Raw genomic sequence first — 26,087 nt, forward strand, 5'->3', positions numbered from 1 at the left:
CAATAGTAGTAAATTTCTGATCAGCCTAGCGGGTTAAAACACTTGATAACCGCGTTGAAATTTTTGATTGTAGAATAACGACTTATCAAAAATATTCGCCTTGTTCTCAAGTGTTTTCCCTGCGCTATTTCTGATCATTTAATTACTGTGATTGGTATAATTAACCACACACTTCGGCGTAAAAAAAAGAGGTCTTAAGACCTCTTTTTAGTATTTGTTATTCCAGTGCTACTTCTAACCACTTACTGACTGTAATTGGTATTAATAGTGGATTTTAACCTTTTTCGCAGCATCAATTGCCGCATCTACTGCCAAAGTGGTGTCTTTGCCACGACTTAAAATTACACCTAAACGACGACGACCATCAATATCTGGCTTACCAAATAAGCGAATCTGTGTATCAGGATTACCGATAGCATCTTCAATCCCTGTATAAGATAGATTGTTTGATGTTCCTTGCCCTAAAATCACAGCTGATGCCGCAGGACCTGTCTGTCTGATTTTGTTGATCGGGTTTCCAGTAAACGCACGCACATGCAAAGCAAACTCTGACATATCTTGAGAGATCATAGTCACCATGCCAGTATCATGCGGGCGAGGGGATACTTCATTAAAGATCACTTTATCGCCTTTAATGAACAACTCAACGCCAAATAGACCGTATCCGCCTAGTGCATTAACGATTTGTTCCGCAACATACTCAGCAGCTTTAGTTGCCACTTCTGACATTTGTTGTGGCTGCCAAGACTCACGGTAATCGCCATCTTCTTGACGATGACCAATAGGTGCGCAGAAATGAACGCCGTCGACAGCACGTACTGTCAATAATGTGATTTCATAATCAAAGTCGATAAAGCCTTCAACAATGACTCGTCCTTCACCACTGCGTCCGCCTTCTTGTGAGTATTCCCATGCCTTTGCAACATCTTCAGCAACGCGAATAACGCTTTGTCCTTTGCCTGATGAACTCATCACAGGTTTTACGACACAAGGCATGCCCACTTGTTCAACCGCTTGACTAAAGTCAGCAAAGTTATCGGCAAACTGATAGTTAGAAGTGTTGAGAGAAAGCTCTTCTGCCGCTAGGCGTCGGATGCCTTCACGGTTCATGGTTAACTGTGTTGCGCGAGCATTAGGAACGACTGTCGTGCCTTTCTTTTCTAGCTCAACTAATGTATCCGTCGCAATTGCTTCAATTTCAGGGACAATGTAGTTTGGCTGCTCTTTTTCAACGATCTCAGAAAGTGCTTTACCATCAAGCATATCTAATACGTAGCTACGGTGGGCAATTTGCATAGCAGGTGCATTTTCGTATCTGTCACAAGCAATGACTTCAATGCCCAAACGCTGGCATTCAATGGCTACTTCTTTACCTAATTCGCCTGAACCAAGCAGTAAAACTTTTGTAGCACTTGGTGCTGTCGCCGTACCCAACATAATCGTTCCTTTAAGAAGTGGTGTTTTTTAGCAGATAATACTTGTTTTTTGATGGAGCGCAATCGTTTGCATCGTGAAATTTGTCAAATTTTGTGGATAACACCACGCAATAGTACGTGGTGTTTATTTATCACCGTATTAGATGGATTATTGTTCAATCGCAACGTATGCAACAGGGATGTCTGGATTAATCGCTTCAAGAGTGCTTTGTGTCTCCGCAAGGTGAGAAATGGAAGCATCCATCATCTCGACTAAGGCAATCTCCACAATGTCAGAAAAGGCAATACCGACCATTTGCAGTTGAACTAAAGCCACTTGTAGTGGGGGTAGGCTTGGGTTAAAAGCCGCATTTTCAGCATAGCTGCCGCTAAAAAAGCGATTCTGTTTTGTTTTGATTGCAACGCCACTGTAATTTTTACTGTAGGGCGCATGGCTAGTATTGAGTGCGTTAATGGCTTTGTTTATCAAAGGATCTTGTTGATCCGTTTGATAGCCATGATCGATTGAGGACATCAACGCCGACTCTATACCCAGATCTTTAGGGCCAAATGATTCAGGAAGATACTGTTGCAGCGTCATTTCTTCACGTTTGGGTAACTGAACAGTGAGATGTTCGGCTGTGGTCAGTTCATTCATAAACTGTCTGCAGTGACCACAAGGACTGAAATTGATGGTGATATCTTTGATGCCTTGCTCACCATTCATCCACGCATGGCTTATCGCCGATTGCTCTGCGTGGATGGTTTGGCCAAGTTGTACACCTGAGCATTCCAAGTTTGCGCCAAAATAGAGGGTATCTGATGATGCTTTTACAATCGCGCCAACATGAAATTGAGAAATAGGTGCAATGGAATATGCCGCGGCAAAGGGCAGTAATGCCACTTTTAATTGTTGCTCATCCAGTCCTGTTGCTTGTTTTAAGGTTTGAAACTGCGTAGCACTAATAACACCCACAAACTCATTTGAATCAAAAATGGCTTTGAAAGCGTTAATATATGAAGGGGGAAGGTCGCTATACAGTAAGCTAAATCGCTGTGTCATTACAGATTCCAAGTTGTCAGTATTGTACCAAGCATAATGCACTCATTGATAAAAGGCAGATAAACAATTAAGGCAAACGGTTTCGCTCACACTCAACCGTTATCTTCGATTCTTTAAGCTATGAGTCTAAGCATTAACGCCATAATAAAGGGGGCGATTAATGAGGTGATTACGCCACATAACACTAAGGCTAAAGAGCTAAAAGCGGCATCTTTTTGGTTCATTTCAAAAGCGGTTGCCGTGCCTAATGCGTGGCTCACGGTGCCGACACTTAAACCTCTTGCAATAGGGTGTTTAATTTTTAGAATATTATAAATAGGGTAAGCGAGCAGCGATCCTGTTAAACCTGCAAGCAGCACTAAAATAGCGGCAACGGCGGGTTCTCCGCCTAATTCAGTGGATACCTGCATAGCAATTGCGGTGGTCACGGATTTTCCCATCATGCTAGCAAGAAGAGGCGAGTCAGCTCCAAGCATCACGGCAAGGGAGCCTGCTGTAAGCATTGAGGCCACGCTTCCGATGACACAGGTCGTTAGAATTAATTTCCACTTAGCACGAATTTCATTGAGCTGTTCATAAAGCGGATAGGCAAGCGCCACAACAGCAGGTTGCAGTAGGTGCTGTATAAGTTGATTACCCTCATAGTACGTTTGATAAGGTACTTTTAAAAAAAGCAGAAAAGGGATAATAATCGCAATACTAATTAATAAAGGATTGGCTAAAGGGTTGTTGGCTTTTTTTGCGATCATTCGTGCGACAAAGAACACAACAATACTCAGTAACAGCCACATCTTATCGTTCCTCTTTTAGCAGTTTATCTAAAGAAAGCGACAGTACACAAAGCACAAATAAGCTGCCTAAAACGGTGCTGACGACAATGGCTAAAGCATTATCGATCAGCATCTGATAATGGTTCATAAGCCCAACACTGATAGGAATGAATAGCAAAATCATATAGCGAATAAGCAGTGATGCACTTGGTTGAACCCAGTGCGGTTTTACAGCTCCTGTGACCAGTGCAATAAACAGGATTAATAATCCAATAACACTACCGGGTACTGATAGCGAAAAATAATCTTGTATCCAGTTACCGGTATAAAGAGACAGAGCAATTAATGCCGCACTCACAATATAGAAGAATGCTTTTTGTATCATATTTTACGAGACCAGTTGTTTAACATAGTGGTAAATGGCTTTTAAGATTTTCATCTTGTTTTCATCATCTTGATATTGAGAACCAAGATTTTCTAAGTTTAACATATAGCTAGGAAGTTCTTGCTCAAACTTATCTCGACAATGGCTTAACCATTTTTTTTGTTCTTGGTCAGTTAAAGTATGAAAGAAGTTTCGAGCTCGATAGTTAAACAGTAACGGCGCAATTCTTGGATCTGATATCTGTATATCTAGTGCGCCTAAGACATCGGGTTTTGCATCTCGGATAATACTCATCTGCGCTTTATCTGAAGGCGAGAAAAAGCCATTGTAGAGCTGCTCTTCAACATTGTTACTGATTGGAAATTCTCTAGTTTGACTGAAAACTGTGTCTAATTTGGCTCTGATTTCTGGGTGCTGCAGTAATCGCTGCTGGTTTTGCATACAGGCACTGCGATCAATAGCCGTTCGAGACTCTGCTTCAGCGGTTAACACGCCAATAGGTGCCAGAATAGGGCACTTATTTAGATGAACGAGCTTAATAGGAATAGGCAGTTCATCTTCGCCAAGTTCACTGCGTTTAGTGTAAAGGCGGGTTTGTATTTCTTCTGCTGTTAACTCAATTAGTGGAGAGATATCTTGAGTAAGATCAACGGCAATTAACGCTTTAATGGAAGTCCAGCCAATTGGCGCAATCAACACCGCTTTTAAGTGCTCATTACTGAGCATTCCAGAGACATGCACTAAAGGTGTCATGTTGACAATATCAATAAGGCTGTTGAGCTTTTGCTTACCACGATGCTTATAGAAAAAATCAAACAGCTTAGGTTGACCTTGCTTTACTTTTTTCGCCATTTCAATGGTCGCGTAAACATCAGCCATCGCATCGTGCGCATTGCTATGTTCAATGCCGTTAGCAACCGAGAGGTGCTCTAAGCGAAAGCTGGTATTTCCTTCATCGTTGAGAGGCCAGTTGATGCCTTCCGGTCTAAGTGCGTGGCAGGCACGCATGACATCCAATAAATCCCAACGGGAGTTGCCATTTTTGTAGCTCCACTCATAAGGTTCGATAAAGTTTCGATAGCAAGTATATCGAGTCACCTCATCATCAAAACGCACACTGTTATAGCCAAGGCTACAAGTGTTTGGTTTACTCATTTCATTATGAATAGCGGTAATGAATTCTGGTTCAGATAAGCCTTCTTTAAGGGCTTTTTGCGGCGTGATTCCAGTGACTAGCGCCGCTTCTGGATTAGGCAGGTAATCGGCTGGTGGTCGACAGTAAATCACCAGTGGCTCGCCAATGACATTCAGATCGGCATCGGTGCGAACACCGGCAAACTGACATGGTCTATCTTTTGCTGGACTTACGCCCCAAGTCTCATAATCAAAAAAGAAAAAGGTAGGTTGGTCCGTGTGCATAAAAATATCCAAAGATCAGAATGTTGTCAGTTATTAGACCATTGCACCAAGCGTATAGCAAACCAATCGCACTCTCTATATTCACTAGGATGAGAATAATGACATTGATGATGAACAATTGAACTAAGAGTGATGAAAAAGAGCCAGTATCGAAGCCTTTGCACTATGGTTTTCTATCATATTGAAATGGGCTATTGAATCATATCCAGATAGTAAGCAAATTTGGCCTCGTTTCTTGCTTTGCTATTTTGTTGATCATTTACTTTAGGATTAATAAGCTCCTCGACTAAATAATGAGCGACGTGTTGAGCATTGATTGGTCGCAGATTAACCAGAGGGCCCAACATCAATGGTTGGATAAATTTAACCATTTTTTGTAATAGAACCTCGTCAGTTCGTGGCTTATCACGTTTTCCTTTAAGTGGCCCTGGCCTTGCAAATAGTACATGTTCAAAACCTAACTGGTAAACATCACGTTCCATTTCACCTTTGCATTTTAAGTAATGAGAGGAAGACTTAACCTTGGCCCCATAACTTGAAACCACCGCAATATGAGTGACGCCAAACTGTTTCATTTTGTTAGCAAATTGGACAACTAAATCATGGTCGATGGCATACAGCGCTTCATTGCTGCCGGCTGCTTTTTTTGTGGTACCCAAACAAATAATGCCAAGAGTGGCACTTAAGGGGCTTGATTGGAAAAACTCGTCATTAGTCATACCGCTCAGCTGAGGGTGTGTCATTGATAAAGGGCTTCGTGTTGGAGCGTACAGTGTTGTAAATGACTGAGAATGTTTTAACAGATGTTGTAAAACAAAACTCCCGATTAAGCCTGTGCTTCCGGCCAATATGATATTGGGTTTTGTTATATCCATAAAAGATGCCTGCCACTGAGGAATATTCAGTAATATGTTGAACTTATGTTACATTGTCATTAACGGTTAAGGAAGGCACGTTTATGGCAAAAGCACTATTTGAAACTTCATTTTTACAAGACACTCTGCATGCATCTGAGATCATTCCACAGCAAAGGACATTGCAAAATGGAGTGACTGTTGATGTTGTTCAACGTGGAGTTATAAAGGTTTCTCCTGCTCATTTGTCTGAAAACGCAGTAATAAGTGACAAAGATCAGCAGAAATACCTTGTTTTATCCAGTGCTATACATGGCAATGAAACCGCTCCTATCGAGATTATCGACGATATTGTCACGCAAATACTCAAGCAAACATTAACACCCGCGCATCACTTATTGCTTATTATTGCTCATCCGCAAGCCATTCTGGCAAAGCAGCGCTTTATTGATACGAATTTGAATCGACTGTTTGCTGATTGCAATTATGCACCTTCTATAGAATCTGATTTAGCTGATTCGTTAAAAGTGAGTGTGAGTCAGTTTTGGGAAGATGTCCCAATAAAAGCCCGATGGCATTTAGACATGCATTGTTCAATCAGGGCGTCGCAACATTACACTTTTGCTATTAGCCCTCATTCTGCTTATCCCACCAGAAATGAAGCCTTCATTGAGTTCTTACAACAAGGGCAAATAGAAGCGTTACTGTTGTCTGACGAACCATCGAGTACCTTTAGTTGGTTCAGTGCCAGTTACTTTGGCGCACAATCGGCAACGGTTGAGCTCGGGCAGGTGGCGGAATTTGGTCACAACGATATGCAAAGGCTATCTAAGTTTCAGACTGCATTGATTAATTTTATTCAAGATCATGCAACGACGAATCGCTATCCCATGACAACCTACCAAGTCAGTCGTTCTATTTATCGTCAGCATCAAGACTTTGAATTTTACTTTGATAAAGCATTACCTAATTTTTCATCTTTTGCTTTAGGGGAGGCGCTGGGTAAAAGTGGCACACAAACCTTGCTCATGGATGTTGAGCAAGGTTGTGTCGTATTCCCTAATCCAAATGTTGAGTTAACACAGCGCGCCGCTTTGATTGTTCAGCCTTGTGCGACTCAGTATGTTAATCATCAACTAATGATTAGGAGTACCAGTACTTGAAAATAGCTATTTAAAAAAATAGCTTTGAAAACAGCACTATAAAAACGATTATCTATAAATTTTTCTCTAAAAATTGGGTCATGTGCTGCATGCTTTGTGCAAAGTAAGGGTTCCAAGTGATACGTGCTCGTATCATCTCCTCATTGCCACTCCCATAAGCGCCAAACCAGATCTTATCGCTTGCTGCTTTACGGCAGTCTTGCGGCGCATTTTGTGGTTGCTCATTAAAACAAAGACGAATTTCTCCATTTCGACTGTAAATAGGGTTGTTTGGAGAAAAAGCCAAAGATATGTGTGACGCACTGATGATCTTTTGTTTTGGTAGCTCCATTGTAAAATCGGTAATTCGCGGATCGTTAAATTGAGTTTCTCCGAACCAAAGTAGACTGTTATTGGTGTTGGTAAAATGCTCTGTAAATGCCTTTACTGCGTATTGAGAATCAATGGTTTCATCCGCTTCACTTAACATCATAAAGGTGGGCTTAGTAAAGTTTTCAGCTTCTATATCCTCACTGACTGCTTTAGATGTTTTGTAATAGGTTGCCGCTCCCTTCATCGGTAAGGAGTTGTAGCGAGTATAATTGTCTTCTTTTACCTTACTTTCCCAATCGACAAACCAACTGGCGATTGGGGAGAATCGAGCTAATGAATTTCTAGGTTTAAACGCTGGGGAAAAGAGCAGCAATCCCTTAACCTCAGACTGTTGATAGGCGAGGGCCGTGACTAGGTTAGCGCCGGTAGAAAATCCACCTAACCAAACACCATCGACTTTTTTATTAAGAAGATCGTATTGATGTGTAACAAACTGTTGCCAGTCCTCTATCGTCGGCAGTGATAAATCGGCTGCTCGTGTGCCATGACCGGGCAGTAATACAACCCGTACCACAAAGCCTTTTTCTGCTAATAGTGGCGCAATATCATGATAAGAATAAGGGGAGTCCCCCAAGCCATGGACTAGTAATATTCCTTGTCCATTAGGCTTACTTGGAATTAATTCAAAAGGTGCGACAGCGTTAATTTCAGCTTCATGATCTAATGTCATAAAGACTCGGTGTTGGTTTAACCATTGTCGAGTTTGCAATTGGTACTGCGCAAAATCGTTCTGCATATAAGGCTGTAATGAATCAGAGGCAATAAATTCTGGAGCTTCGTTTTTATTTGTACATCCAACGATCGCCACTAGGCAGAAACTTAAAATGACGGAGGGTTTATTGATATACATTAATAATATCCTTACTACTAAGTATTGATGAATTATATATTTACATTTCGATACACTCACGGTGTAAATGTATTGAAACATATTTTTTTTGACTTTGTAGTCTAAATGTAACTTTAATAGGTGATAAATAAACATTGATTGTAACAAACGCAGTTTATCATTTGTTTTACTCATAGAGCTAATTAGTCAATGGTACTAATTCTGTTCTTTTATGTGATAAAAAATAAACAAATTGCTAATATTTAACCAAAATAAGGTGTGATGTTATTCACCAAATTGCAATTAAACATGCTTTGCGTGTGATGTTAATCACAAGTTGCGCATGTAACAGTTTGAACTTTCAATAATTGTGAATTTGAGTGTATTTATTTTATTTGGTTTATTTATTATAGCTAAATGACGCAAAAAAAGAGCTAATTAAAAAGCCAGTTGCCGTCCTTTTATTATATTTTAGTTTCAACGTTAGAGGCCCAAAAATGACGGAACACAATAATAATTATTCGCATTTGTCGAGTAATAAATTAGTGCGTAATACAGTAGCATTAGTGCTAGCAGGCGGAAAAGGTACTCGTCTTAAAGGACTGACCAAAGAAATAGCAAAACCAGCAGTTTCTTTTGGTGGGAAATATAAGATTATCGATTTTACACTTTCAAATTGCATTAACTCCGGCATCCGTCGTGTTGGTGTTCTTACCCAGTTCATGGCTCATGATTTGATTGACCATGTGCAAAAAGGGTGGGGCTTTATGACCAACTCGACACTTGATGAAGGTGTTGCAATTATTCCTGCACAACAACGCGTTGGCGAATCTTGGTATCGTGGTACTGCTGATGCAGTTTACCAAAACCTTGACTTAATTCGTCGTCGTAAATGTGATCAAGTTTTGATCCTTGGCGGTGACCACATTTACAAAATGGACTACTCTCGCATGCTTAACTTCCATGCTGAAAGTGGTGCAGACGTGACTGTTGCTTGTATTAAAAAACCAATCGAGCAAGCGTCTTCTTTCGGTGTTATGTCACTGGATGAGAAAGGCCGTATCGTTAGCTTTGATGAGAAACCAGCTAACCCTACGCCACACCCTAAAGATCCAAGTCAATCACTTGTTTCTATGGGCATCTATATCTTCAATGCTGATATTTTAGATAAAGAACTGAATGATGCTTTGCTTGATCCTGAGTACAACCATGATTTCGGTCATAACATCATTCCAAATCTATTAGACCATGCGACGGTGAATGGTTATGTCTTTACTCCTCGTCATCCTGGTAACAACGGTTACTGGCGCGATGTAGGTGATTTGGATGAGTACTACGCTGCAAATATGGATTTAGTTTCTCCTGAGCCAGAATTGGATCTTTACGATCACTCATGGCCGATCATTACTCAGCAGCAGCAACGTCCGGGTGCAAAATTTGTATTCAATGACTCTGAGCGCCGTGGCTATGCTGTAGATTCAGTGCTTTCAGCCGGTACAATTGTTTCGGGTGCAGAGATTGATCACTCACTTATCGCAACCAACTGTTTAGTTGAAGAAGGCTCTGTTATTAAAGACAGCATTATCCTTCCTGAAGTGGTGATTGGTAAAAACTGTCGCTTAACTAAAGTGATTGTGGGTGAACACACTATCATTCCTGATGGCACTGTGATTGGTGAAAACCCAGAGCAAGATGCTAAATTGTATGAAGTGACTGAAGGTGGCGTTATCTTAGTGACAGAGCAGAACTTCCTGTAAGCTCACTTTTGATAAGTTAAATAGTAAGTTTAGAAAATGGAGCCTAGTGGCTCCATTTTTTTGTTTGTAGGAATATCGAAATGTATATATTGTTTGGTATTCATTAAGCTATTTATACGTCCCCCATGCGCTTTGCAACGAAGACATAGTACGGTGATATTGCTGCCAAGCAAATAGCCCAGCTAAGGTGTTACCGATAGCGGCGCCAATAAACAATCCTGGTAATTCGCCTAAGTAAGACCCCAGGTATAAACAGGGTAAAAAGAACACAAAAAGTCGACAACACGAAACCAGTAATGCTTTAACCGGCTGACCTAAGGCATTGGAAACGGACACTAAAAGAATACAGATACCTAAAGGTGCAAGACTAAAAGGAACAATAGCAAGGTGCATACCTAAGATTGATTCCACGCTTTGCTCACCGGTCATTATTGCGGCTAACTGCCCAGAGATAATCAGCGTAATTAAGGCGATCAATAGCTGAGAGGCGATAATATAGCAGCAGGATATATTGACCAATGCGGTGATTTTTCGGCTGTCTTTTTCTCCTAAACATCGGCCAATCATAGGCGGCAGTGACATGGTGAGTGCCAGTACCGAAACAATGGCAAAAAACTCATAGCGGCAGCCAAGAGCCCAAGCGGCAACCGCGGCAGTACCATAAGAAGCCAGCAGTTTAGTGGACAGCATCGCCGCTAATGGTGGCATCAACTGACTGGTCATTGCGGGCATCATAATATTACCGAGTGATACAACGCTTTGTCTTATATTTAAATCGCTCCAATCAAACGTTTGGTAGTTTTTATGCCGAACTTTGAACGCCACAAACACAATACCAAGGCTAAATGACAGTATCGTTGCCACAGCCGCGCCATGAATTCCCATATCGAAATAGAAAATGAACAACGGATCGAGTGCGACGTTGAGCAAACTGGTGATCACCATCATGATGCCAGGTAAAAGGGTATTACCATTGGCCCGGCAGATACTGTATAAAAAATACAGTACTGCGCCTATCCAAGCGCTAAGTAGCCATACTATCCAATAAGTATCGATAATAGGAATGATCTCATCGGTCGCGCCGAGCATCGACATTAGGGGCGAGCGAATTAGATACAGCAGTAGACAAATGCCTGCGCTTCCAACACTCCCCACCACAATAATCAACCCGCCAAGTTGCTTGGCATAGTGTGTTTTATTGGCGCCTAAAGCTTTAGCTATCACTGCGGTGGTGGCAATACCCAGTCCCACCTGAACACCAATAATTAATTGGCCAATAGGCAAGGTAAAGCCTTGAGCGGCGAGAGGTAAGACGCCAAGTTGGGCAATAAAGGCTGAATCAATTAATTGAAAGCTCATCAGCGACAGAACACCGAAAATCATTGGCCATGTCATTTTAAATAGCTCAATTGTTAATGTTTTAGTGGCGGGCGATTTCATTGATATCCGATTATTTAGATAGAGTACAGCGAGGCTGTAAGGGTAGACTTGATTGCGTATCGTTGCTAGCAAGTGAGAGTATTTAAGTATGCTTTAATAGTTTGATTAGTGACACTGTCACGATGAAGGTGCAAAATGGAAAAGCAAAACGACAATCATAGATCATCAACGAGATAACCCCTTGCTACAAAGGCTATCTCGTCAGGGTGTGCGATTCGAGGGCTTCTATGACCACATCATATACAAACTAGTTACTAAGCTCGTCTTTTGCCAGCCAATCTATGCTAACGCCAGCTTGATTAAACATATCTTCGCTGACTTTAATTTTATCGCCCCAGCGCGATAAAAAATCAGGATCTTGCTCAGGGCAATGCACTGACGATATCCCAGTTTGAATGATTTTTGCTGCGCAGTTTGGGCAAGGGAAGTGGGTGACCCAAATTTCACAGCCATCCAAATCACGCTTAGCAAACAGAATGGCATTTTCTTCTGCGTGCAGAGTTTTTAGATACTTCATATCACGGTCGTCTGTTTCAGCGCTGTCGGCAATGCCGTGCGGATAACCATTGAAGCCAACCGAAACAATGCGATTGTGTTTAGTGATAACAGCACCAACTTGGGTTGAAGGATCTTTACTCCAAGAAGCGACCAGCTCAGACATTTGATAAAAGCGTTTTGCCCATTTTGTTAGCATGTTTAATTCCTTGATTTAGCCGGCTATTTAGTTCGATATTTAGCACCAGCACGTAGGCGCATAGCTTAACCAATATTGTGACTAGGCTAAACCTATTTTTTAGATTAACGCCTCTACTTGTCAATGCTTTAGAGTATCATCGAGACCTTAGTATATGCTCGAAGGTTTAGAGTATGATTGATCCGAAATGTATTATCCCCATACTGAAGGAATCCATGTGCAGTCTTTAATTTTAATTCGTGGCTTACCGGGTTCAGGTAAATCAACGTTAGCCCACAAATTATGTCAACAAAGCGATGCTCTTCATTTCGAGGCGGATATGTATTTTACCGATGATAATGGTCGTTACGCTTTTGATCCTAATCAACTCAAGCAAGCGCACCAGTGGTGTCAAAACAAAACTAGAGCAGCGCTAGAGGAAGGACGTACAGTGGTTGTCTCGAATACGTTTGTCCAAGCTTGGGAGATAAAACCTTATCAATTTATGGCTGATACTCTCAATGTTCGAATTAAAATTTACGAATGTCATCAACAGTTTGCTAATATCCACCACGTACCGGAGCATAAAATTAAACAGATGCGTAAGCGTTGGCATACGTTGTCTGGAGAACTAAAACGGTACCTATATAAATCTAATTAGGAATAGACAAAACGTGGCATTGCACCAATTTATTGAAAACCTACCCAAAGTAGAGCTACACCTACACATCGAAGGGACGCTAGAACCCGAATTAATGTTTGAGCTAGCGAAAAGAAACAACGTAGACATCCCATTTGCTAATACGGCAGAAGTTAAACAAGCTTATCAGTTTAATAACCTGCAATCTTTTCTGGATATTTACTATCAAGGCGCGAATGTATTGATTGAGGAACAAGACTTCTTTGATCTTACATGGGCATACCTAAAGCGTAGCCAGCAAGATAATGTGCGTCATTGTGAGATATTCTTTGATCCTCAAACTCACACAGTAAGAGGAATTGCCTTTGATACGGTGATTAATGGCATTCACCGCGCTTTAGAGCAAGCTAAGCAAGATCTAGGCATGAGCAGCCAACTTATCTTATGCTTTTTACGTCATCTTGATGAAGAATCTGCTTTTGAAACACTGCAACATGCTATCGCACATAAAGATAAAATTATTGCAGTGGGTTTAGACTCTTCGGAGCTAGGTAATCCACCACAAAAATTTCAACAGGTATTTCAGCAAGCCATCAAAGAAGGCTTTTTAACCGTGGCGCATGCTGGGGAAGAAGGACCTGCGAGTAATATTGAGCAAGCGATGTCGTTACTTGGCGTATCACGTGTTGACCATGGCGTGCGCTGTGTTGATGATTCAAAATTACTCGACACTCTCAAAGTGCTACAAATGCCATTGACGGTCTGTCCTTTGTCTAATACCAAGTTAAAGGTGTTCGAAACAATGGAAGAGCACAATATTATGACACTGCTTCGTCAAGGCTTATGTGTGACGATTAACTCAGATGATCCTGCCTATTTTGGCGGTTATATGACCGATAACTTTCTTGCAGTAGCAAATGCTCATCCGGCTGATGCTGATGAGTTGGCGCAGTTAACTCGTAATGGCATCAATGCCAGCTTTATTGATGAGGCGAGTAAACAAAAATTACTACAAGAAGTGGATGCCTACGTGGCAGATTATCTCGCGTAACTCTGCCTTTATCCGATCATTGATACTGCTGTAGAGCTTTGTTGAGATTAGCGATAATTTTCTCTCGAATGGACGCCGGTTTGATAATTTCCACCAAATTGGCGTTCTTCATTAACCACCATTCAAAGCCAAGACTGTCCCGCACTTTTGCCTTTATGATGGTGTGCTTTTCATCTTTACTGACGATGGTTTGATCGTACGATAATTTGGTTTCTTCAATCAGATGCAATCCATGGTAGTTATCGATCTTTAGCTGAACGTCAATAAACTCACCACCGGAAAAATGCGGGACATGACGCTCAATATAGTGTTTGGCATTGAAGTGAGTTTGTGGCTTAGTTAAGGAATAGCCTAATTTGATATTCGCGATTCGATGAATGGCAAAGGTTCGATATTGTTGAGTATCTTCCTTCATTGCAATCAGGTAAAAGCTTCGTCCGTGTAAGGCAATGCCAAGTGGCTCTAAAAGGTATTGTTGGGCTTGATTACTGCCTCGTTTTTGATAGGTAATACTGATGCCACGTTGTTCAATAATGGCTTGCTCTATATGATCAATCACTGATTCATCAAACTCAGGCGAAGTCAGTTGAAACTCAATCGGTGAGTAGCTAAATCGCTGTTGCCAAAGCTCGGTTCGTTTATCTAATTGACTGTTACTGGTGCTAATCAGATTTGCCACCTCTTTGCGCATGGTAGGTGGCAGCATTTGCAACACTTCATGTTCGATAACCTTGAGAGAAAGAACACTACTCATTGCGGCTGGATTAATTGGATGCTGGTGGCCTTGAGCAATTCTAATTTGATGGGGGCGCTTGTCGGTATCGACTTCGACAGCGTAATAATCAAATGCAATTTTTGCTATGACTCGCTGCACCGTTTTCATTTGGCTTTTTTCATCTAAAGCGGACTCTAAAAGCTCTCGCGATAGCAAGATTTGTCTGAGATCGATGCTGGTAACATGGTCGGGATAGCAGGGGATGTTTTGTAGCACCAATTGATAACGTTCAAATGTTTTCGACATTAGTTTGCCTTCTTTGCACTTAATAGACTCATTGTATTATAAGGGACACTTTTTGTCTTTAATGTCGGCATAATGTGAGTTAACAATATAAATCCATAATGTGGAATAAAGCAGTCAGCTTCTTTTTCAAAAGAAACAACAACATTTAAGGAAACGCAATGACGTTAACCTATGTGATATTTGGTTTAGTGATATTGATTACCTCGGTTGCCTCCTACTGGATGGCTCATCGAGGGGCTTCTCAATTAAGACTTGAATTAGAGTTGGCCAACGCTGAGCTGATTAATCAAACTGAATCTGCCTCACAAAGCCTGCAAAAATTACAGCAAGCTCAAGAAGACATTGGCGATCTGGAAGTGCGCTGTGCTCAACTTGGCTCTGAGCTACAATCCGTGCGCGTTTCAGAGCATGCTTATCGCAAGCAAGTGAACGAAAAAGAGCATGCATTACGTCAAATGAATGGTGAACTAAGTCAGGCTAAAGTGGCAGAAAGCGCCGCTAAAGCGCACTTAAATGCCAAGCTAGAAGAGCTACAAACCGAGATACTTAGAGGACAATCACTCAATAGTGATCTTCGACAGCTTAACGAGAAGTACTCGATTGCAATGGGTAAAATCGGTGAGCTAAATACCGAAATAGACACTAAGCAAACCCATTTTGAACAGCAGTTAACGCTACTTAAAGAGAGCAAACAAGAACTGAGCAAAGAGTTTGAGCGTCTTGCCAATGAGATCCTTGAGCGCAAAGGACAAGCTTTTAAACAACTCAATACAGAAAGCATGAGCTCTATTTTGAATCCTATTCATCAAGAGTTACGAGGATTTAAGAGTAAAGTTGAAGACATTCACAGTAAAGAGAGCGAACAGCGTGTACAACTGCGCACCGAATTACAAAACCTGCAAAAGCTGAACCGAGAAATTACCGATCAAGCGGATAAACTGACCACAGCGTTGAAAGGCGAGAAGAAAGTACAGGGTAATTGGGGTGAGTTGATGCTAGAGAATGTTCTGGATAATTCGGGACTGCGACTTGGCATTGATTACAAAAGAGAAGTCAGCATAGAAAGTGAAGAAGGTCGTTTCAGACCGGACGCTATCGTCTATCTGCCACAGAAAAAGCATTTAGTGATTGATGCAAAGACCTCACTGAATGCTTACACGCGCTATGTGAATGCAGAAGATGCAGTAGAGAGAGAGCGCGCTTTACGTGAGCATACTCATGCGGTGAGTGATCGCATCAATGAATTAGCAGCCAAAGAATACAGCAAACTTCCAGGGCTTAATTCGCCAGAAGTGGTGGTGATGTTTATTCCTATTGAATCTGCGTATGTGGAAGCGCTAAAAGCGGACTCAAATTTATTTCAGTCAGCCTTAGAGAAAAACATATTAGTGGCTACGCCAACCACCTTATTAACTAGCCTTAATATCGTTAAGCAACTGTGGCGATTTGAAGAGCAGAATAAACATACCGCAGAATTGGCTAATCGCGCCGAGAAGTTTTACTCCAAACTGAATACCTTTTTATTGTCGATGGAAGGGGTAGGGAAACAGCTTGATAAAGCGAAAGAAACTTATGACAGGGCGCTTGGGCAATTGCATACCGGTAAAGGTAATTTAATCAAACAAGCGTCAGAGTTTAAAGAGTTGGGGGTAGCGGTGACTCGTGAGCTACCGGCCGAATTGGTGGAAAAAGCCAACTTGGAACTGGAATATCACCCATCTTCTGCAACACTCACCGTCATTGATTCACCAACAAACAATTAGATTAATGGGGGAATAGAGAGCACTCATCCCTCATCCAACAGTGTTTAGTTTTACATGATTTAAGGATATGAAATGGCATCACGCGGCGTAAATAAAGTCATCATTTTGGGTAACTTAGGCAACGATCCTGAGTTACGTCATTTTTCTAATGGTAATGCAGTCGCCAATTTTACGGTTGCTACCTCAGAAACATGGCAGGATAAAGCCACCGGTCAGCCTAGAGAAAAAACAGAATGGCATCGTATTTCGGTTATGGGCAAGCTTGCTGAAATTGCAGGTAATCATCTGCGCAAAGGGTCGCAAGTGTATATTGAAGGTCAATTGCAAACTCGTAAATGGCAAGACAAATCAGGACAAGAGCGTTATACCACAGAGATTGTTGTGCAAGGCTTCAATGGCACAATGCAGATGCTAGGTTCTCGCCAGCAAGGTGGTGAGCAAGGCGCTTCGTATGACAATTCAGCAAATCAACAAAATCAATATAATCAAAATACTCAGCAATCGTCAGCTGTGAATCAAGGTAGAGCGCCAGAAGGCTTCACACCAAGCCCTGATGATTATGATGACATTCCGTTTTAGCATCCTTTAGAGCGTATTGATTTACATTTATGATGTAAATCAATACGTCAAAATCTGCACTGTATCGTGTTGGAACACATAAAGTTCTCAGTAGCTATGCTGTGAATCTGCTGCGCTGAAAAGTATCAATTGTTGCGGTTATCAAACCAAATTGTCGATAGATTCATAAAGCCAAGACTATTCACATCGGTTCCTCTAAGGTTGGGATGTCGCTGGAAAGAAATGGATTTTGTCCACAATGGCACGATGCGATTTTGCGTGATATAACGAAGCTCCAATTGCCCTAGTATTTGATAAGTATTAGGACTTTGCTGAACCTCTTCACGCCACTGTTGGCGTTTAAACGGAGTCAGTAAATTAAGCGCAGCTTCACTCAATAGCATCCAATAGTAATGGTCGAGAATACCATCGTTACCTACTAAAAAGTCATTGACCCATAATTCAGCTTTGCTGAGATCATCGACGTAGTTAATTTGCACCCCAAGATCGCTAAAACGCTGCCATAAGTGTTGAAAATCATCATAATCTTTAGTTTGCACTTTAATTGACTGAGGAAGATCCACTTTCAACTCAGAATCATCAGTACTGCTTGGTAAGGAATACTTTTCTGGTAAAAAAAGGTGATTACATAAATTGTGACTTTGTTTGTAGTGACTTAATAGCAGCTGACGACACACTCTTGCAATAGCGCTACGCGCATGCGTATCTAGCCTGTGACTCAAACATAAACTTTTTGTGCCTAATTGAGTGGTATGTAAATTATGCAGATCTTGAACTTTAGTATCTAACTCTTCAATTTCGAATAGGTGTCCTACAGACGTTTTGTTTGTTCGTAGCACATGCCAAAAATCCGCTTTTCTTAATATGCCATGCTGAGCAAAGTACTGAGTGTTTTTTTGTAGGCTCCAATGATCGGCAGTTCTATTTCCCCAGTAATAAGGGCCGCTACCAAATGGGTATTCTGGCTCGCTTAAATTGGGTAGGAAAATGGCAGCATGTATATCAGCAAGAGTATGTAAAAAGATAGGGTCATTATATTTTAGGGTGATAGCGATCCATTGCTTTTCAACCGAAATCTCTTTAATACAATCGTAAAGCTCCCGTGCAATAACCGACTCATGTTGATGAGCAAGTAAGGACTCTTTTACATGTTCAGGGGTTAATAATACCCCGTTGTGAAAGTATATATCGGGACGAATACGAAAATGATAAGTTAACCCTTCTTGATAAAATTGATGCGCAAGGTGAGGGGTGAAAGTTTTGTGTACCTTATCAAACTTTATTAAGGTATCGAAAAGAACCGTAACATACATGCCCGCATTGCGATCTTGCATATACATAGGATGACATTGAGGAAGAGTGTACGGCACTAAAGAAATCAATTCATCTGAGCGTTCGCTGCCATCAGAGAGCTCAGCTATCCAATCAGGAAGATGCTGTTTAAAAACAGTTTGATATTGAAATATATCAGCATATCGAGAAGCTTCGTTCAGTTCCCCTTTCGCAACATATTCTTTTATCACATCACACAAGACTTCATGAAAAGAACGTTTAACCTGCAGTTGGGTTTTAATGCCTCGACCACGGCCGGGAGTCCAATCAATCCAATCAAGTTGCTGTAGGTTTTTCATGGTTTTAGCCACGTTCCGAGTCGAACATGACATGACTTGAGCTAATGTTTGGCTATCAACGACAGTGGCTTCCGTACCGAAAAAACGATCCAGTTGTTTGAGGCGATTGAGATGAATAGTGCTGCTGGTTTTTTCAGTCATTATCATTAACTTAAAGTAAAAAAAAGATGAACTACTGTATATTACAATAGTTCATCTATTATAAGGGTCAATGCAGGGCAGTGCATCCCTTATTGATTAAGCAGTTTACAGAAAATATTAGCTATTTTCTGGTCTCCAGCTTAGTGCACTAGCGATACTGCCGACAACGATAGTGTCACGCTGTGCTTGAGTTAGATCTGGTAGCATTTGAATGCTGATAGAACCGTTAGTTTGAGTATCAGCAACTTCTTTACCATCAATAGTGAAGGCATAACCTAGAGGTTCACCAGCTTCGAATGCTGAACCTTGCGCTTTTTTAACAGCCGCAAGCTCAATTTTGGTGCCGTTAAGAGTAACAAAGCCAGTTTCTTCACTTGCACCCATTAAGCTACGTTTAGCCGTAATTTGGTAACTACCAACGCTTGTACCATCTTTTGTGATGTCACATTTGAACGGGTCGCTACCAGAGAAGTCGATGCCGCCTAAGTTTAGGCCTGATTGCTTGCCACTACATTCGATTTTCCAGTGTTGGCCATCTTTGCTATCAAGTTGTGCAACCATGCCGCCTTTACTTGAACCCACAACACCAAACCAGCTAGATTTTGAAGAGTCACGAGTAAAGCGACCGCTATATAGGTCCGCTACTTTAAAAGAACCTTCATCGCCGAAACCGCCGAACTTACCGTCAACAGAAACTGGAAGTACAGGTTGGGCTGCTACATCGTCTGCTTTAACCATAATAGCGTTTGAAGCACAACCTACTAGGCTGCTTGCTACGATGACACCTAACATTAACTTTTTCATAGTGATCCTAAATATATTCTTTCGATAGGTTCACTATATGCAACGAACAAAAATTAAAAGAGGAAGAGTCGTTCTCGAGGTGTTCTGGTTTTAAATTATACAATGACAAAAATAACTGAGTGTGAAGTCTCAATTTGAGAGGGGAATATAGAAAAAACAAGGATGAAAAATTGTCTGTGAAAGCCGACCACAGACAATTTTATTGGTTTAGAACGATAAAATTTACTACTTAAATGCTCAAGTCAAAATTGAAATATAATTACTCTTTTTTCTGACACCAACTATGGTACACACTGCGATGCTGCTTTTGTTGCATGCGTTGCTTGTGCTTAGATTGTCTGCCGATACGAGTTCTTCTTGTGCGATTAAGGCTATTCATGGTGTTTACCTAAAGTGTATATAGTGCTGAACGAGCCAGCTGGCTAAAAGTGGAACAGCTGTTAGATCACTGTTCGCTTTTTAAGTATGGATGTGATCGTATACTTTTTCCTATCAAATCTATGGGAGAAGTCACAAATGAGAAATTTTAAGTGGGCGATTTTGAGTGTTGCGTTAGTTGCTGGGTATGCAAGTGCTGCAGATGCAGGGAATACAACCAGTTCTGATGACACAAACTTTTTCTCCGGTATTACTCTTGGGGCGGGTTACGCTCAGGACAGTAATATACATGGGAACACCTTGAACGGCTATAGTATCTTTTCAAGAGGTTATATTGTTCCTTCTTTAAGAGATTACCTATTTACAGATTTTCGTTGGTCACACACCACCGATGATATTGCTTATGGTTCTGATAAACATGGTAATCTTCAAACCACTACAGCGGATTTAGAGCGTTACCAGGCCGCTCTTGGTGTAGGCTACCCATTCCAAGCGACTCAAAGCATTAAAATTAAACCTTACCTAACAGCTGGTTGGGCATGGGACAGCATAGAAGTTGAGTCACATAACGATCATGCTCATGCTCACGATGACGGCATGGTTGGAGCATTGGGTATCGAAACGCAATTTGGTCAACACGTAGTGACAAACCTAGGCTATTCAGAGCAGTTCTCGGGCGAGCTTAAAGCCGACCAATTCATGCTTGATGTAGGTTATAGATTTAAATAACGCCTACTAAAACTAACAGATATTACTTACCCCAAGTACCTCGGTATTTGGGGTTTTTTTATGCTTTTTAAATACGATAATGTGAGTAATGAACGGTTATATATGACGGAATGAAAATATTAGAAGCTGAAACTCTCAATTGATTTGATTTTTCGTTACCATAGCTAACGCTACCTTTCTCACTCGTAGGTTTAAATGAAAATACTGCACACATCGGATTGGCACCTTGGCCAGAATTTCTTCACAAAAAGCCGCCTTCACGAACACCAACAATTCATTGATTGGTTACTCAGCACCGTAGAGTCAGAAAAAGTGGATTGCGTGATCATCGCCGGTGACGTGTTTGATACCGGAACGCCGCCAAGTTATGCGCGCGAGCTGTACAATCGATTTGTGGTTGATATGTATAAACGCAATTGCCAGTTAATCGTGCTGGGTGGCAATCATGATTCGGTCGCAGTATTAAATGAATCCAAGCAGCTGTTACAACAACTGCATACTCAGGTCATCGCCAGTGCCAGTGAAGACAATCAAATTTTAGATGTGCAAAACGCAGACGCAAGCATAGGGGCTATCGTATGCGCGGTGCCTTTTATTCGCCCTAGAGATGTCTTAAAAAGTATTGCTGGTGAGTCTGGCAGTGATAAACAAAGAGCGCTGGGCGAGGCGATAAAATCTCATTACGCCTATTTATATCAGCAAGCGCTAGAAAGGCGTCAGCAGCTTGATCTTGACGTGCCAATTATTGCCACCGGTCACTTAACTGCGCTTGGGGTGAGTCAATCCGAATCTGTGCGTGATATTTATATTGGCAGTTTAGATGGCTTTGCCGCGGATGGCTTTCCGCCGGCAGATTACATTGCGCTGGGCCATATTCATCGACCACAAAAAGTGGCGAAAAAAGAGCATATTCGATACAGCGGTTCACCGATTTACCTCAGCTTTGATGAGCTAAAATCGCAAAAGCAGGTCGTGCTGGTGGAATTTAATGCCAGTCAGCTTATCAATATAGAAGCTAAAGCGATCCCATCCTTTCAGCCTATGTACTTTATTAAGGGCGATCTTACTCAAATACAGCAACAGATTGAACTACTACCAACGCCGCCAGATCAACACAGCATTTGGCTGTCGATAGAAGTACAAGTGCAAGATTATCTGACCGATCTGCAACAAGCGGTGGAGAAAATAATCGGTGAGCGCAGCATTGAAGTGCTGCAACTGCGCCGTGCTCGCACCTTGAAAAATCAAACGTTATCACAACAGCAAACAGAAACCTTATCAGAGCTAACCCCTATTGACGTGTTTAACAAAAGATTGGCAATGGAACATTTTGACACTGAGCAAGACAAAGCTAGAGCGGCAAGAATCACCAGCCAATTTAAACAGATAGTCTTAGACGTAGAAGGGCAACAATAATGAAAATATTGCGTCTTACCTTCGACAACCTAAATTCCTTAAAAGGAAAGTGGCAAATTGACTTCTCATCTGAGGCTTTCATAGAAAGTGGTTTATTTGCGATTACCGGCCCTACAGGGGCTGGCAAAACCACCATTTTGGATGCTATTTGTTTAGCGCTTTATCACGAAACGCCGCGTCTTGGCGGCATTTCCACCACCAATAATGAAATCATGACTCGTGGCAGTGCCAGTTGCAGCGCCGAGGTTGAATTTGAAGTGAAAGGCAAAGCATACCGAGCACACTGGAGCATGCGCCGTTCACGCAATAAAGCCGATGGCAAATTACAACCTGCGACCGTGGAGTTAGCCGAGGTTGAATCAGGCACAATTGTGGCAGATAAAGTTAAAACTAAACTCGATCAAATCAATGAGATCACGGGCTTAGATTTCTCGCGATTCACCAAATCCATGATGTTGTCGCAAGGTCAATTTGCCGCGTTTTTAAATGCCAATGCCAATGACCGCGCGGAACTGTTAGAAGAGCTCACCGGCACTGAAATTTATGGTTTAATTTCAGAGCGTGTTCATCAAAGTTATAGCCAGTCTAAGATCCAGCTTGATCAACTCAACACAAAAGCGGATGGGGTGGTTCTTCTAACTAAAGAGCAGCAACTAGAAATACAAGATGAGCGCATTCAGCTTGATAGTGCCAGCAAGCAGCAAAATGCTCAGTTGGGTGTCTATCAAAATCAGCTTAACTGGTGGAAACAGCAACACCAGTTATTACAAGAGGTGACAGTGCAACAAAAAGCGCTGGATGCTACAACAGTCTCTCATCAACAAATGCAGCCAAATCGAGATAAACTCGAACGCAGTGAACCGGCTGAACGCATGCGGGCAAGTTATGAGTTGTGGGATAATGCGCAGCGTGAAAAGCAACGTATTGATGGGCAGATCAAAGATCACCAGAGTCAATTAACCACCCAACAAGCACTATTGCTGCCATTACAGTCAAATGTTAAGCACTCAGAGCAGGCGTTGCATGAGGCAAGAGAGCAACAGACTGCGCTGCGTGAATTGATTCAACAAAAAGTCGTACCGCTCGATACTCATATCCAGACCCAGCAAATCGCTTTAAAAGAGCAACAGCAACAGACAGAACAGGCTAAACAAGGGGCAGCGGTTCTTATTAAAAAACAGGCTGGTTTGCTGAATGAAATGACTAAGGGCGCAGCATCTCTAGCCGAAGGGCAGTTATATCTGGACACCCATGCGAGCGACGCGATTTTGCAAACCTCGCTAGCGTTATGGCAACAAAAGAACACTCAATATCGCGATGCAAAAGAGAAACAAGCGCAATCACAACTGCAATTAAATCAACTCAATGATGAGCTTAATCGTAAGCGTCAAGCATTGCAGGTTTCTGACACTCAGTTAGCAACACTTGGTAATGAATTACAGCAAAAGCAGGGTGAGCTTAATCGCGCGCAACAGCAACTGGACAGCGCATTAACTCAGGGAGATGAAAGCTCACTGTTAACGAAACTGAAAGCCCTTCAGGATAATAACCCTCATTATCTAAAGCTAGAAGAGGGTAATAGGATTTATGGTGAAACGTGCGGTGAACTTGCGCAACTTAGTGTAGATATTGAGGAAAAGAACCGTCAAATTACAGTTCAACAACAACTGGTCAATGAGAGCTCGCAGACACTGGCGCAGCTTGAGCAAAGCATTAAAGATATCACCCAACTTCTTAATCAAGAAAGTGAACTTGCCAAGTATCGATCGCAACTTGATAATCAAACGGCCTGCCCATTGTGTGGCTCTGTTGAGCATCCTGTATTAGATAAAGCAGATAACGTTAATGTGGTGCAGTTAGGGCAAAGGCTTACACAGACTCAAGCGCAACATGCACAAACAACCACCTTACTAAAACAGCAACAAACCCAGCTTGATACTTTAAATAGTCATCAACAATATACCTTGCAAAGACAACCTCAGTTGCTGGATAAACGCCAAAAGCTAGAGCAAAGATGGCAAGCGTTTACCCAGTCGCATTCACTGGCTCTAACTCTGGGCGATGAGGCAAGTGTTAAGCAGTTAATTGCTGACAATAAACATCACCAAGATCAGATCAATACCCAGTTACAGGCATTGCTGAAACTGCAAAAGATCCGAGATGGACTCAATAGACAACTGCAACAGCATCAAGTGACTGTGACTGATGCGCAGCAAACACAAAATAGTCATAAAAATACCGTTAGTGTATTAGAGAGTAAAATCGAATCGGCGCAAAAAGATCTTCAGCTGTGGTCAAATGCAAGCTTAGAGTATTTCAAAGAGCTAGAGCGAGAAGTGACTCATGCAGGGTTTGAATTGCCGAAAACCAATCTGACGGCATGGTTCACTAATAAACATAGCGACCTTAAACAATGGTCGATAAAAGCAGAACAAGTACGTGAAGCACAAGTGCTTTGCGACAAGTTAGCCGTGCAAATTAATGCCGCTAAAGAGTCAGTCGCAGCGGCAAATAGTGCTCTGGATCAACAGCAACATAACCTACAGCAAATCGAGAACCAGCTTTCAGACAATCAAAAGCAGCGCAGTGCATTATTTGGCAGTAAGTCCACCGAGCAAGAATCGCAGCAAATGCGCATTAAGCTAGAAAAACAGCAAGCCGAACTTAAACAGTTAGCCAGTAATAGCGAGGATTGCCAAGCCAGTGTCAGCAAGCTTTCAGGTCAATTAGAGACCATGGCAACCCAGCAAATACAGTGGGCTCAAGATGTTAGCGCTAGGCGCATTACTTTAGATAATGAGTTAGCACAAAGTCCTTTTATTCACGTAGATGAGTTTAAGCAAGCGCTGCTGTCTAAAGAGCAGCGAGCGCAGTTGGTGCATGACATTTCGTTAAGTGACAAAGCTTTGGAAAAGGCAAAAAACCTGCTTTTAAACACTCAATCTGCGGTAGATACTCACCAACAACTTTTAGAATCTGAAGGCTGGGAATTAACCCCGCAAATTGAAATTGAACAGAAAGCGGCTTTATTAGCAACAGAGATCGAACATAGGTTAAAAAGGCAAGGGGAGTTAGCACAGCAATGCACTACCGATGCCAATAATAAAGAGCGCTTAAAAGATCTGATCTTAGAAATTGAACAATTCGAGCAAGAATTTAACGATATTTCCCATCTTAATTCGCTAGTAGGTTCAGCCAAAGGTGACAAATTTAGAAAGTTTGCTCAAGGGTTAACCTTGGAAAACTTAGTCTATTTAGCCAATAAACATTTAGCCCGCTTTCACGGAAGGTACGAGCTACAACGCAGCTCCGATGACGGCTTAGCCCTGCAAGTGTTAGATACATGGCAAGGGGATGCAAAGCGCGACACCAAGACATTATCTGGAGGCGAGAGTTTCTTAGTCAGCTTAGCATTAGCCCTGTCTTTATCGGATCTGGTCAGTCATAAAACCAGCATAGATTCCTTATTCCTAGACGAAGGTTTTGGCACCTTAGATTCCGAGACCTTAGATATTGCGCTAGATGCACTGGATAACCTAAACGCATCAGGAAAAATGATTGGCGTGATCAGCCACGTAGAAGCCATGAAAGAGCGCATACCCCTACAAATCAAAGTCTCTAAACGCAGTGGGCTAGGAGTGAGCGAGCTAAGCCGAGAATATTCAGTTTAATAGTCATTTATCAATGTTATGAATCCCTAAAGGCGTAACACCAATTGTAATGGTTAATATCTAAGACTATGTGGATAAACTGCAAGAAAGCATGGCGCTAATAAGTGCCGTGTTTTCTTTGTG

Annotated in this window: 21 protein-coding genes; 9 read left to right on the forward strand and 12 right to left on the reverse strand. The window is 41.8% G+C overall.

The genetic code is table 11. The annotated features are described in order from the left end of the window. Positions 1 to 261: 261 nt before the first annotated feature. From purT to A9260_RS10790, 6 genes are all read right to left on the reverse strand, one after another. Positions 262 to 1,437, reverse strand: a complete 1,176-nt coding sequence (purT, locus tag A9260_RS10765) for a formate-dependent phosphoribosylglycinamide formyltransferase (protein WP_068698852.1) — start codon at positions 1,435 to 1,437, stop codon at positions 262 to 264. A 147-nt stretch (positions 1,438 to 1,584) separates the two neighbouring features. Further along, positions 1,585 to 2,478: a cytidine deaminase gene (gene cdd / locus A9260_RS10770; RefSeq protein WP_068698854.1), complete on the reverse strand. Its 894-nt coding sequence runs from the start codon at positions 2,476 to 2,478 to the stop codon at positions 1,585 to 1,587. A 113-nt stretch (positions 2,479 to 2,591) separates the two neighbouring features. Beyond that, positions 2,592 to 3,269 carry a CidB/LrgB family autolysis modulator gene (locus A9260_RS10775; RefSeq protein ID WP_068698856.1) on the reverse strand — a complete coding sequence of 226 codons (678 nt, stop codon included), beginning with the start codon at positions 3,267 to 3,269 and terminating at the stop codon, positions 2,592 to 2,594. A gap of 1 nt (position 3,270) precedes the next feature. Beyond that, positions 3,271 to 3,633 carry a CidA/LrgA family protein gene (locus tag A9260_RS10780; RefSeq protein ID WP_068698858.1) on the reverse strand — a complete coding sequence of 121 codons (363 nt, stop codon included), beginning with the start codon at positions 3,631 to 3,633 and terminating at the stop codon, positions 3,271 to 3,273. A 3-nt stretch (positions 3,634 to 3,636) separates the two neighbouring features. Next, positions 3,637 to 5,052 (reverse strand): exodeoxyribonuclease I, encoded by a 1,416-nt coding sequence (gene sbcB, locus A9260_RS10785; protein WP_068698860.1) that lies wholly within the window; start codon positions 5,050 to 5,052, stop codon positions 3,637 to 3,639. A 191-nt stretch (positions 5,053 to 5,243) separates the two neighbouring features. Continuing rightward, complete coding sequence (locus A9260_RS10790; protein WP_068698862.1) at positions 5,244 to 5,927, reverse strand: hypothetical protein; 684 nt, start codon at positions 5,925 to 5,927, stop codon at positions 5,244 to 5,246. A gap of 83 nt (positions 5,928 to 6,010) precedes the next feature. Here A9260_RS10790 and A9260_RS10795 point away from each other — a divergent pair, with 83 nt between their 5' ends. Then, complete coding sequence (locus tag A9260_RS10795; RefSeq protein WP_068698864.1) at positions 6,011 to 7,069, forward strand: succinylglutamate desuccinylase; 1,059 nt, start codon at positions 6,011 to 6,013, stop codon at positions 7,067 to 7,069. A gap of 52 nt (positions 7,070 to 7,121) precedes the next feature. Here A9260_RS10795 and A9260_RS10800 read toward each other — a convergent pair whose 3' ends face one another. After that, positions 7,122 to 8,291 (reverse strand): alpha/beta hydrolase, encoded by a 1,170-nt coding sequence (locus tag A9260_RS10800; RefSeq protein WP_068698866.1) that lies wholly within the window; start codon positions 8,289 to 8,291, stop codon positions 7,122 to 7,124. 476 nt (positions 8,292 to 8,767) lie between these two features. Here A9260_RS10800 and glgC point away from each other — a divergent pair, with 476 nt between their 5' ends. Then, the gene (gene glgC, locus A9260_RS10805; protein ID WP_068698868.1) at positions 8,768 to 10,027 is read left to right on the forward strand and encodes a glucose-1-phosphate adenylyltransferase; all 1,260 of its coding nucleotides are present in this window, start codon (positions 8,768 to 8,770) and stop codon (positions 10,025 to 10,027) included. A gap of 108 nt (positions 10,028 to 10,135) precedes the next feature. On the opposite strand, the gene A9260_RS10810 is transcribed toward glgC, so the two are convergent. After that, entirely contained in the window at positions 10,136 to 11,467 is a 1,332-nt protein-coding gene (locus A9260_RS10810; protein ID WP_068698870.1) for an MATE family efflux transporter, read from the reverse strand. Between the two features lie 247 nt (positions 11,468 to 11,714). After that, on the reverse strand, positions 11,715 to 12,161 hold the full coding sequence (locus tag A9260_RS10815) for a dCMP deaminase family protein (RefSeq protein ID WP_068698872.1): 447 nt from the start codon (positions 12,159 to 12,161) through the stop codon (positions 11,715 to 11,717). A 187-nt stretch (positions 12,162 to 12,348) separates the two neighbouring features. On the opposite strand from A9260_RS10815, the gene A9260_RS10820 reads away from it, so the two are divergent. Beyond that, a complete protein-coding gene (locus A9260_RS10820) occupies positions 12,349 to 12,801 on the forward strand; it encodes an ATP-binding protein (RefSeq protein ID WP_068698874.1) in 453 nt (150 codons plus the stop codon). 19 nt (positions 12,802 to 12,820) lie between these two features. Next, on the forward strand, positions 12,821 to 13,831 hold the full coding sequence (locus A9260_RS10825; protein ID WP_068699035.1) for an adenosine deaminase: 1,011 nt from the start codon (positions 12,821 to 12,823) through the stop codon (positions 13,829 to 13,831). A gap of 16 nt (positions 13,832 to 13,847) precedes the next feature. On the opposite strand, the gene A9260_RS10830 is transcribed toward A9260_RS10825, so the two are convergent. Further along, a complete protein-coding gene (locus tag A9260_RS10830) occupies positions 13,848 to 14,852 on the reverse strand; it encodes a helix-turn-helix transcriptional regulator (protein WP_068698876.1) in 1,005 nt (334 codons plus the stop codon). Positions 14,853 to 15,010: 158 nt separating this feature from the next. Between A9260_RS10830 and rmuC the strand changes: the two genes are divergently transcribed. Continuing rightward, positions 15,011 to 16,615, forward strand: coding sequence for a DNA recombination protein RmuC (gene rmuC, locus A9260_RS10835; protein ID WP_068698878.1), 1,605 nt, complete (start codon positions 15,011 to 15,013; stop codon positions 16,613 to 16,615). A gap of 72 nt (positions 16,616 to 16,687) precedes the next feature. After that, positions 16,688 to 17,194 (forward strand): single-stranded DNA-binding protein, encoded by a 507-nt coding sequence (ssb, locus tag A9260_RS10840; RefSeq protein ID WP_068698880.1) that lies wholly within the window; start codon positions 16,688 to 16,690, stop codon positions 17,192 to 17,194. Between the two features lie 125 nt (positions 17,195 to 17,319). Here ssb and A9260_RS16720 read toward each other — a convergent pair whose 3' ends face one another. Beyond that, positions 17,320 to 18,966, reverse strand: a complete 1,647-nt coding sequence (locus A9260_RS16720; RefSeq protein WP_197485263.1) for an SgrR family transcriptional regulator — start codon at positions 18,964 to 18,966, stop codon at positions 17,320 to 17,322. A 117-nt stretch (positions 18,967 to 19,083) separates the two neighbouring features. Beyond that, positions 19,084 to 19,770, reverse strand: coding sequence for a hypothetical protein (locus A9260_RS10850; RefSeq protein WP_068698882.1), 687 nt, complete (start codon positions 19,768 to 19,770; stop codon positions 19,084 to 19,086). A 516-nt stretch (positions 19,771 to 20,286) separates the two neighbouring features. Between A9260_RS10850 and A9260_RS10855 the strand changes: the two genes are divergently transcribed. The 3 genes from A9260_RS10855 (at position 20,287) to A9260_RS10865 (ending at position 25,964) form a co-directional block, all read left to right on the forward strand. Next, positions 20,287 to 20,877 (forward strand): outer membrane beta-barrel protein, encoded by a 591-nt coding sequence (locus A9260_RS10855; protein WP_068698884.1) that lies wholly within the window; start codon positions 20,287 to 20,289, stop codon positions 20,875 to 20,877. A gap of 195 nt (positions 20,878 to 21,072) precedes the next feature. Then, positions 21,073 to 22,293: an exonuclease subunit SbcD gene (gene sbcD, locus A9260_RS10860; RefSeq protein ID WP_068698886.1), complete on the forward strand. Its 1,221-nt coding sequence runs from the start codon at positions 21,073 to 21,075 to the stop codon at positions 22,291 to 22,293. After that, on the forward strand, positions 22,293 to 25,964 hold the full coding sequence (locus tag A9260_RS10865; RefSeq protein WP_068698888.1) for an SbcC/MukB-like Walker B domain-containing protein: 3,672 nt from the start codon (positions 22,293 to 22,295) through the stop codon (positions 25,962 to 25,964). Before sbcD ends, A9260_RS10865 begins: the two co-directional genes overlap by 1 nt. The last annotated feature ends 123 nt before the right edge of the window (positions 25,965 to 26,087 follow it).

It is taken from the genome of Vibrio sp. UCD-FRSSP16_30, from assembly GCF_001676025.1.
In the GTDB taxonomy this organism is placed as follows: domain Bacteria; phylum Pseudomonadota; class Gammaproteobacteria; order Enterobacterales; family Vibrionaceae; genus Vibrio.

Bases quoted from the DNA above. Each gene is read 5' to 3' on its own strand.
- purT (WP_068698852.1), bottom strand. From the start codon at position 1,437: ATGTTGGGTACGGCGACAGCACCAAGTGCTACAAAAGTTTTACTGCTT.
- cdd (WP_068698854.1), bottom strand. From the start codon at position 2,478: ATGACACAGCGATTTAGCTTACTGTATAGCGACCTTCCCCCTTCATAT.
- A9260_RS10775 (WP_068698856.1), bottom strand. From the start codon at position 3,269: ATGTGGCTGTTACTGAGTATTGTTGTGTTCTTTGTCGCACGAATGATC.
- A9260_RS10780 (WP_068698858.1), bottom strand. From the start codon at position 3,633: ATGATACAAAAAGCATTCTTCTATATTGTGAGTGCGGCATTAATTGCT.
- sbcB (WP_068698860.1), bottom strand. From the start codon at position 5,052: ATGCACACGGACCAACCTACCTTTTTCTTTTTTGATTATGAGACTTGG.
- A9260_RS10790 (WP_068698862.1), bottom strand. From the start codon at position 5,927: ATGGATATAACAAAACCCAATATCATATTGGCCGGAAGCACAGGCTTA.
- A9260_RS10795 (WP_068698864.1), top strand. From the start codon at position 6,011: ATGGCAAAAGCACTATTTGAAACTTCATTTTTACAAGACACTCTGCAT.
- A9260_RS10800 (WP_068698866.1), bottom strand. From the start codon at position 8,291: ATGTATATCAATAAACCCTCCGTCATTTTAAGTTTCTGCCTAGTGGCG.
- glgC (WP_068698868.1), top strand. From the start codon at position 8,768: ATGACGGAACACAATAATAATTATTCGCATTTGTCGAGTAATAAATTA.
- A9260_RS10810 (WP_068698870.1), bottom strand. From the start codon at position 11,467: ATGAAATCGCCCGCCACTAAAACATTAACAATTGAGCTATTTAAAATG.
- A9260_RS10815 (WP_068698872.1), bottom strand. From the start codon at position 12,161: ATGCTAACAAAATGGGCAAAACGCTTTTATCAAATGTCTGAGCTGGTC.
- A9260_RS10820 (WP_068698874.1), top strand. From the start codon at position 12,349: ATGTATTATCCCCATACTGAAGGAATCCATGTGCAGTCTTTAATTTTA.
- A9260_RS10830 (WP_068698876.1), bottom strand. From the start codon at position 14,852: ATGTCGAAAACATTTGAACGTTATCAATTGGTGCTACAAAACATCCCC.
- rmuC (WP_068698878.1), top strand. From the start codon at position 15,011: ATGACGTTAACCTATGTGATATTTGGTTTAGTGATATTGATTACCTCG.
- ssb (WP_068698880.1), top strand. From the start codon at position 16,688: ATGGCATCACGCGGCGTAAATAAAGTCATCATTTTGGGTAACTTAGGC.
- A9260_RS16720 (WP_197485263.1), bottom strand. From the start codon at position 18,966: ATGACTGAAAAAACCAGCAGCACTATTCATCTCAATCGCCTCAAACAA.
- A9260_RS10850 (WP_068698882.1), bottom strand. From the start codon at position 19,770: ATGAAAAAGTTAATGTTAGGTGTCATCGTAGCAAGCAGCCTAGTAGGT.
- A9260_RS10855 (WP_068698884.1), top strand. From the start codon at position 20,287: ATGAGAAATTTTAAGTGGGCGATTTTGAGTGTTGCGTTAGTTGCTGGG.
- sbcD (WP_068698886.1), top strand. From the start codon at position 21,073: ATGAAAATACTGCACACATCGGATTGGCACCTTGGCCAGAATTTCTTC.
- A9260_RS10865 (WP_068698888.1), top strand. From the start codon at position 22,293: ATGAAAATATTGCGTCTTACCTTCGACAACCTAAATTCCTTAAAAGGA.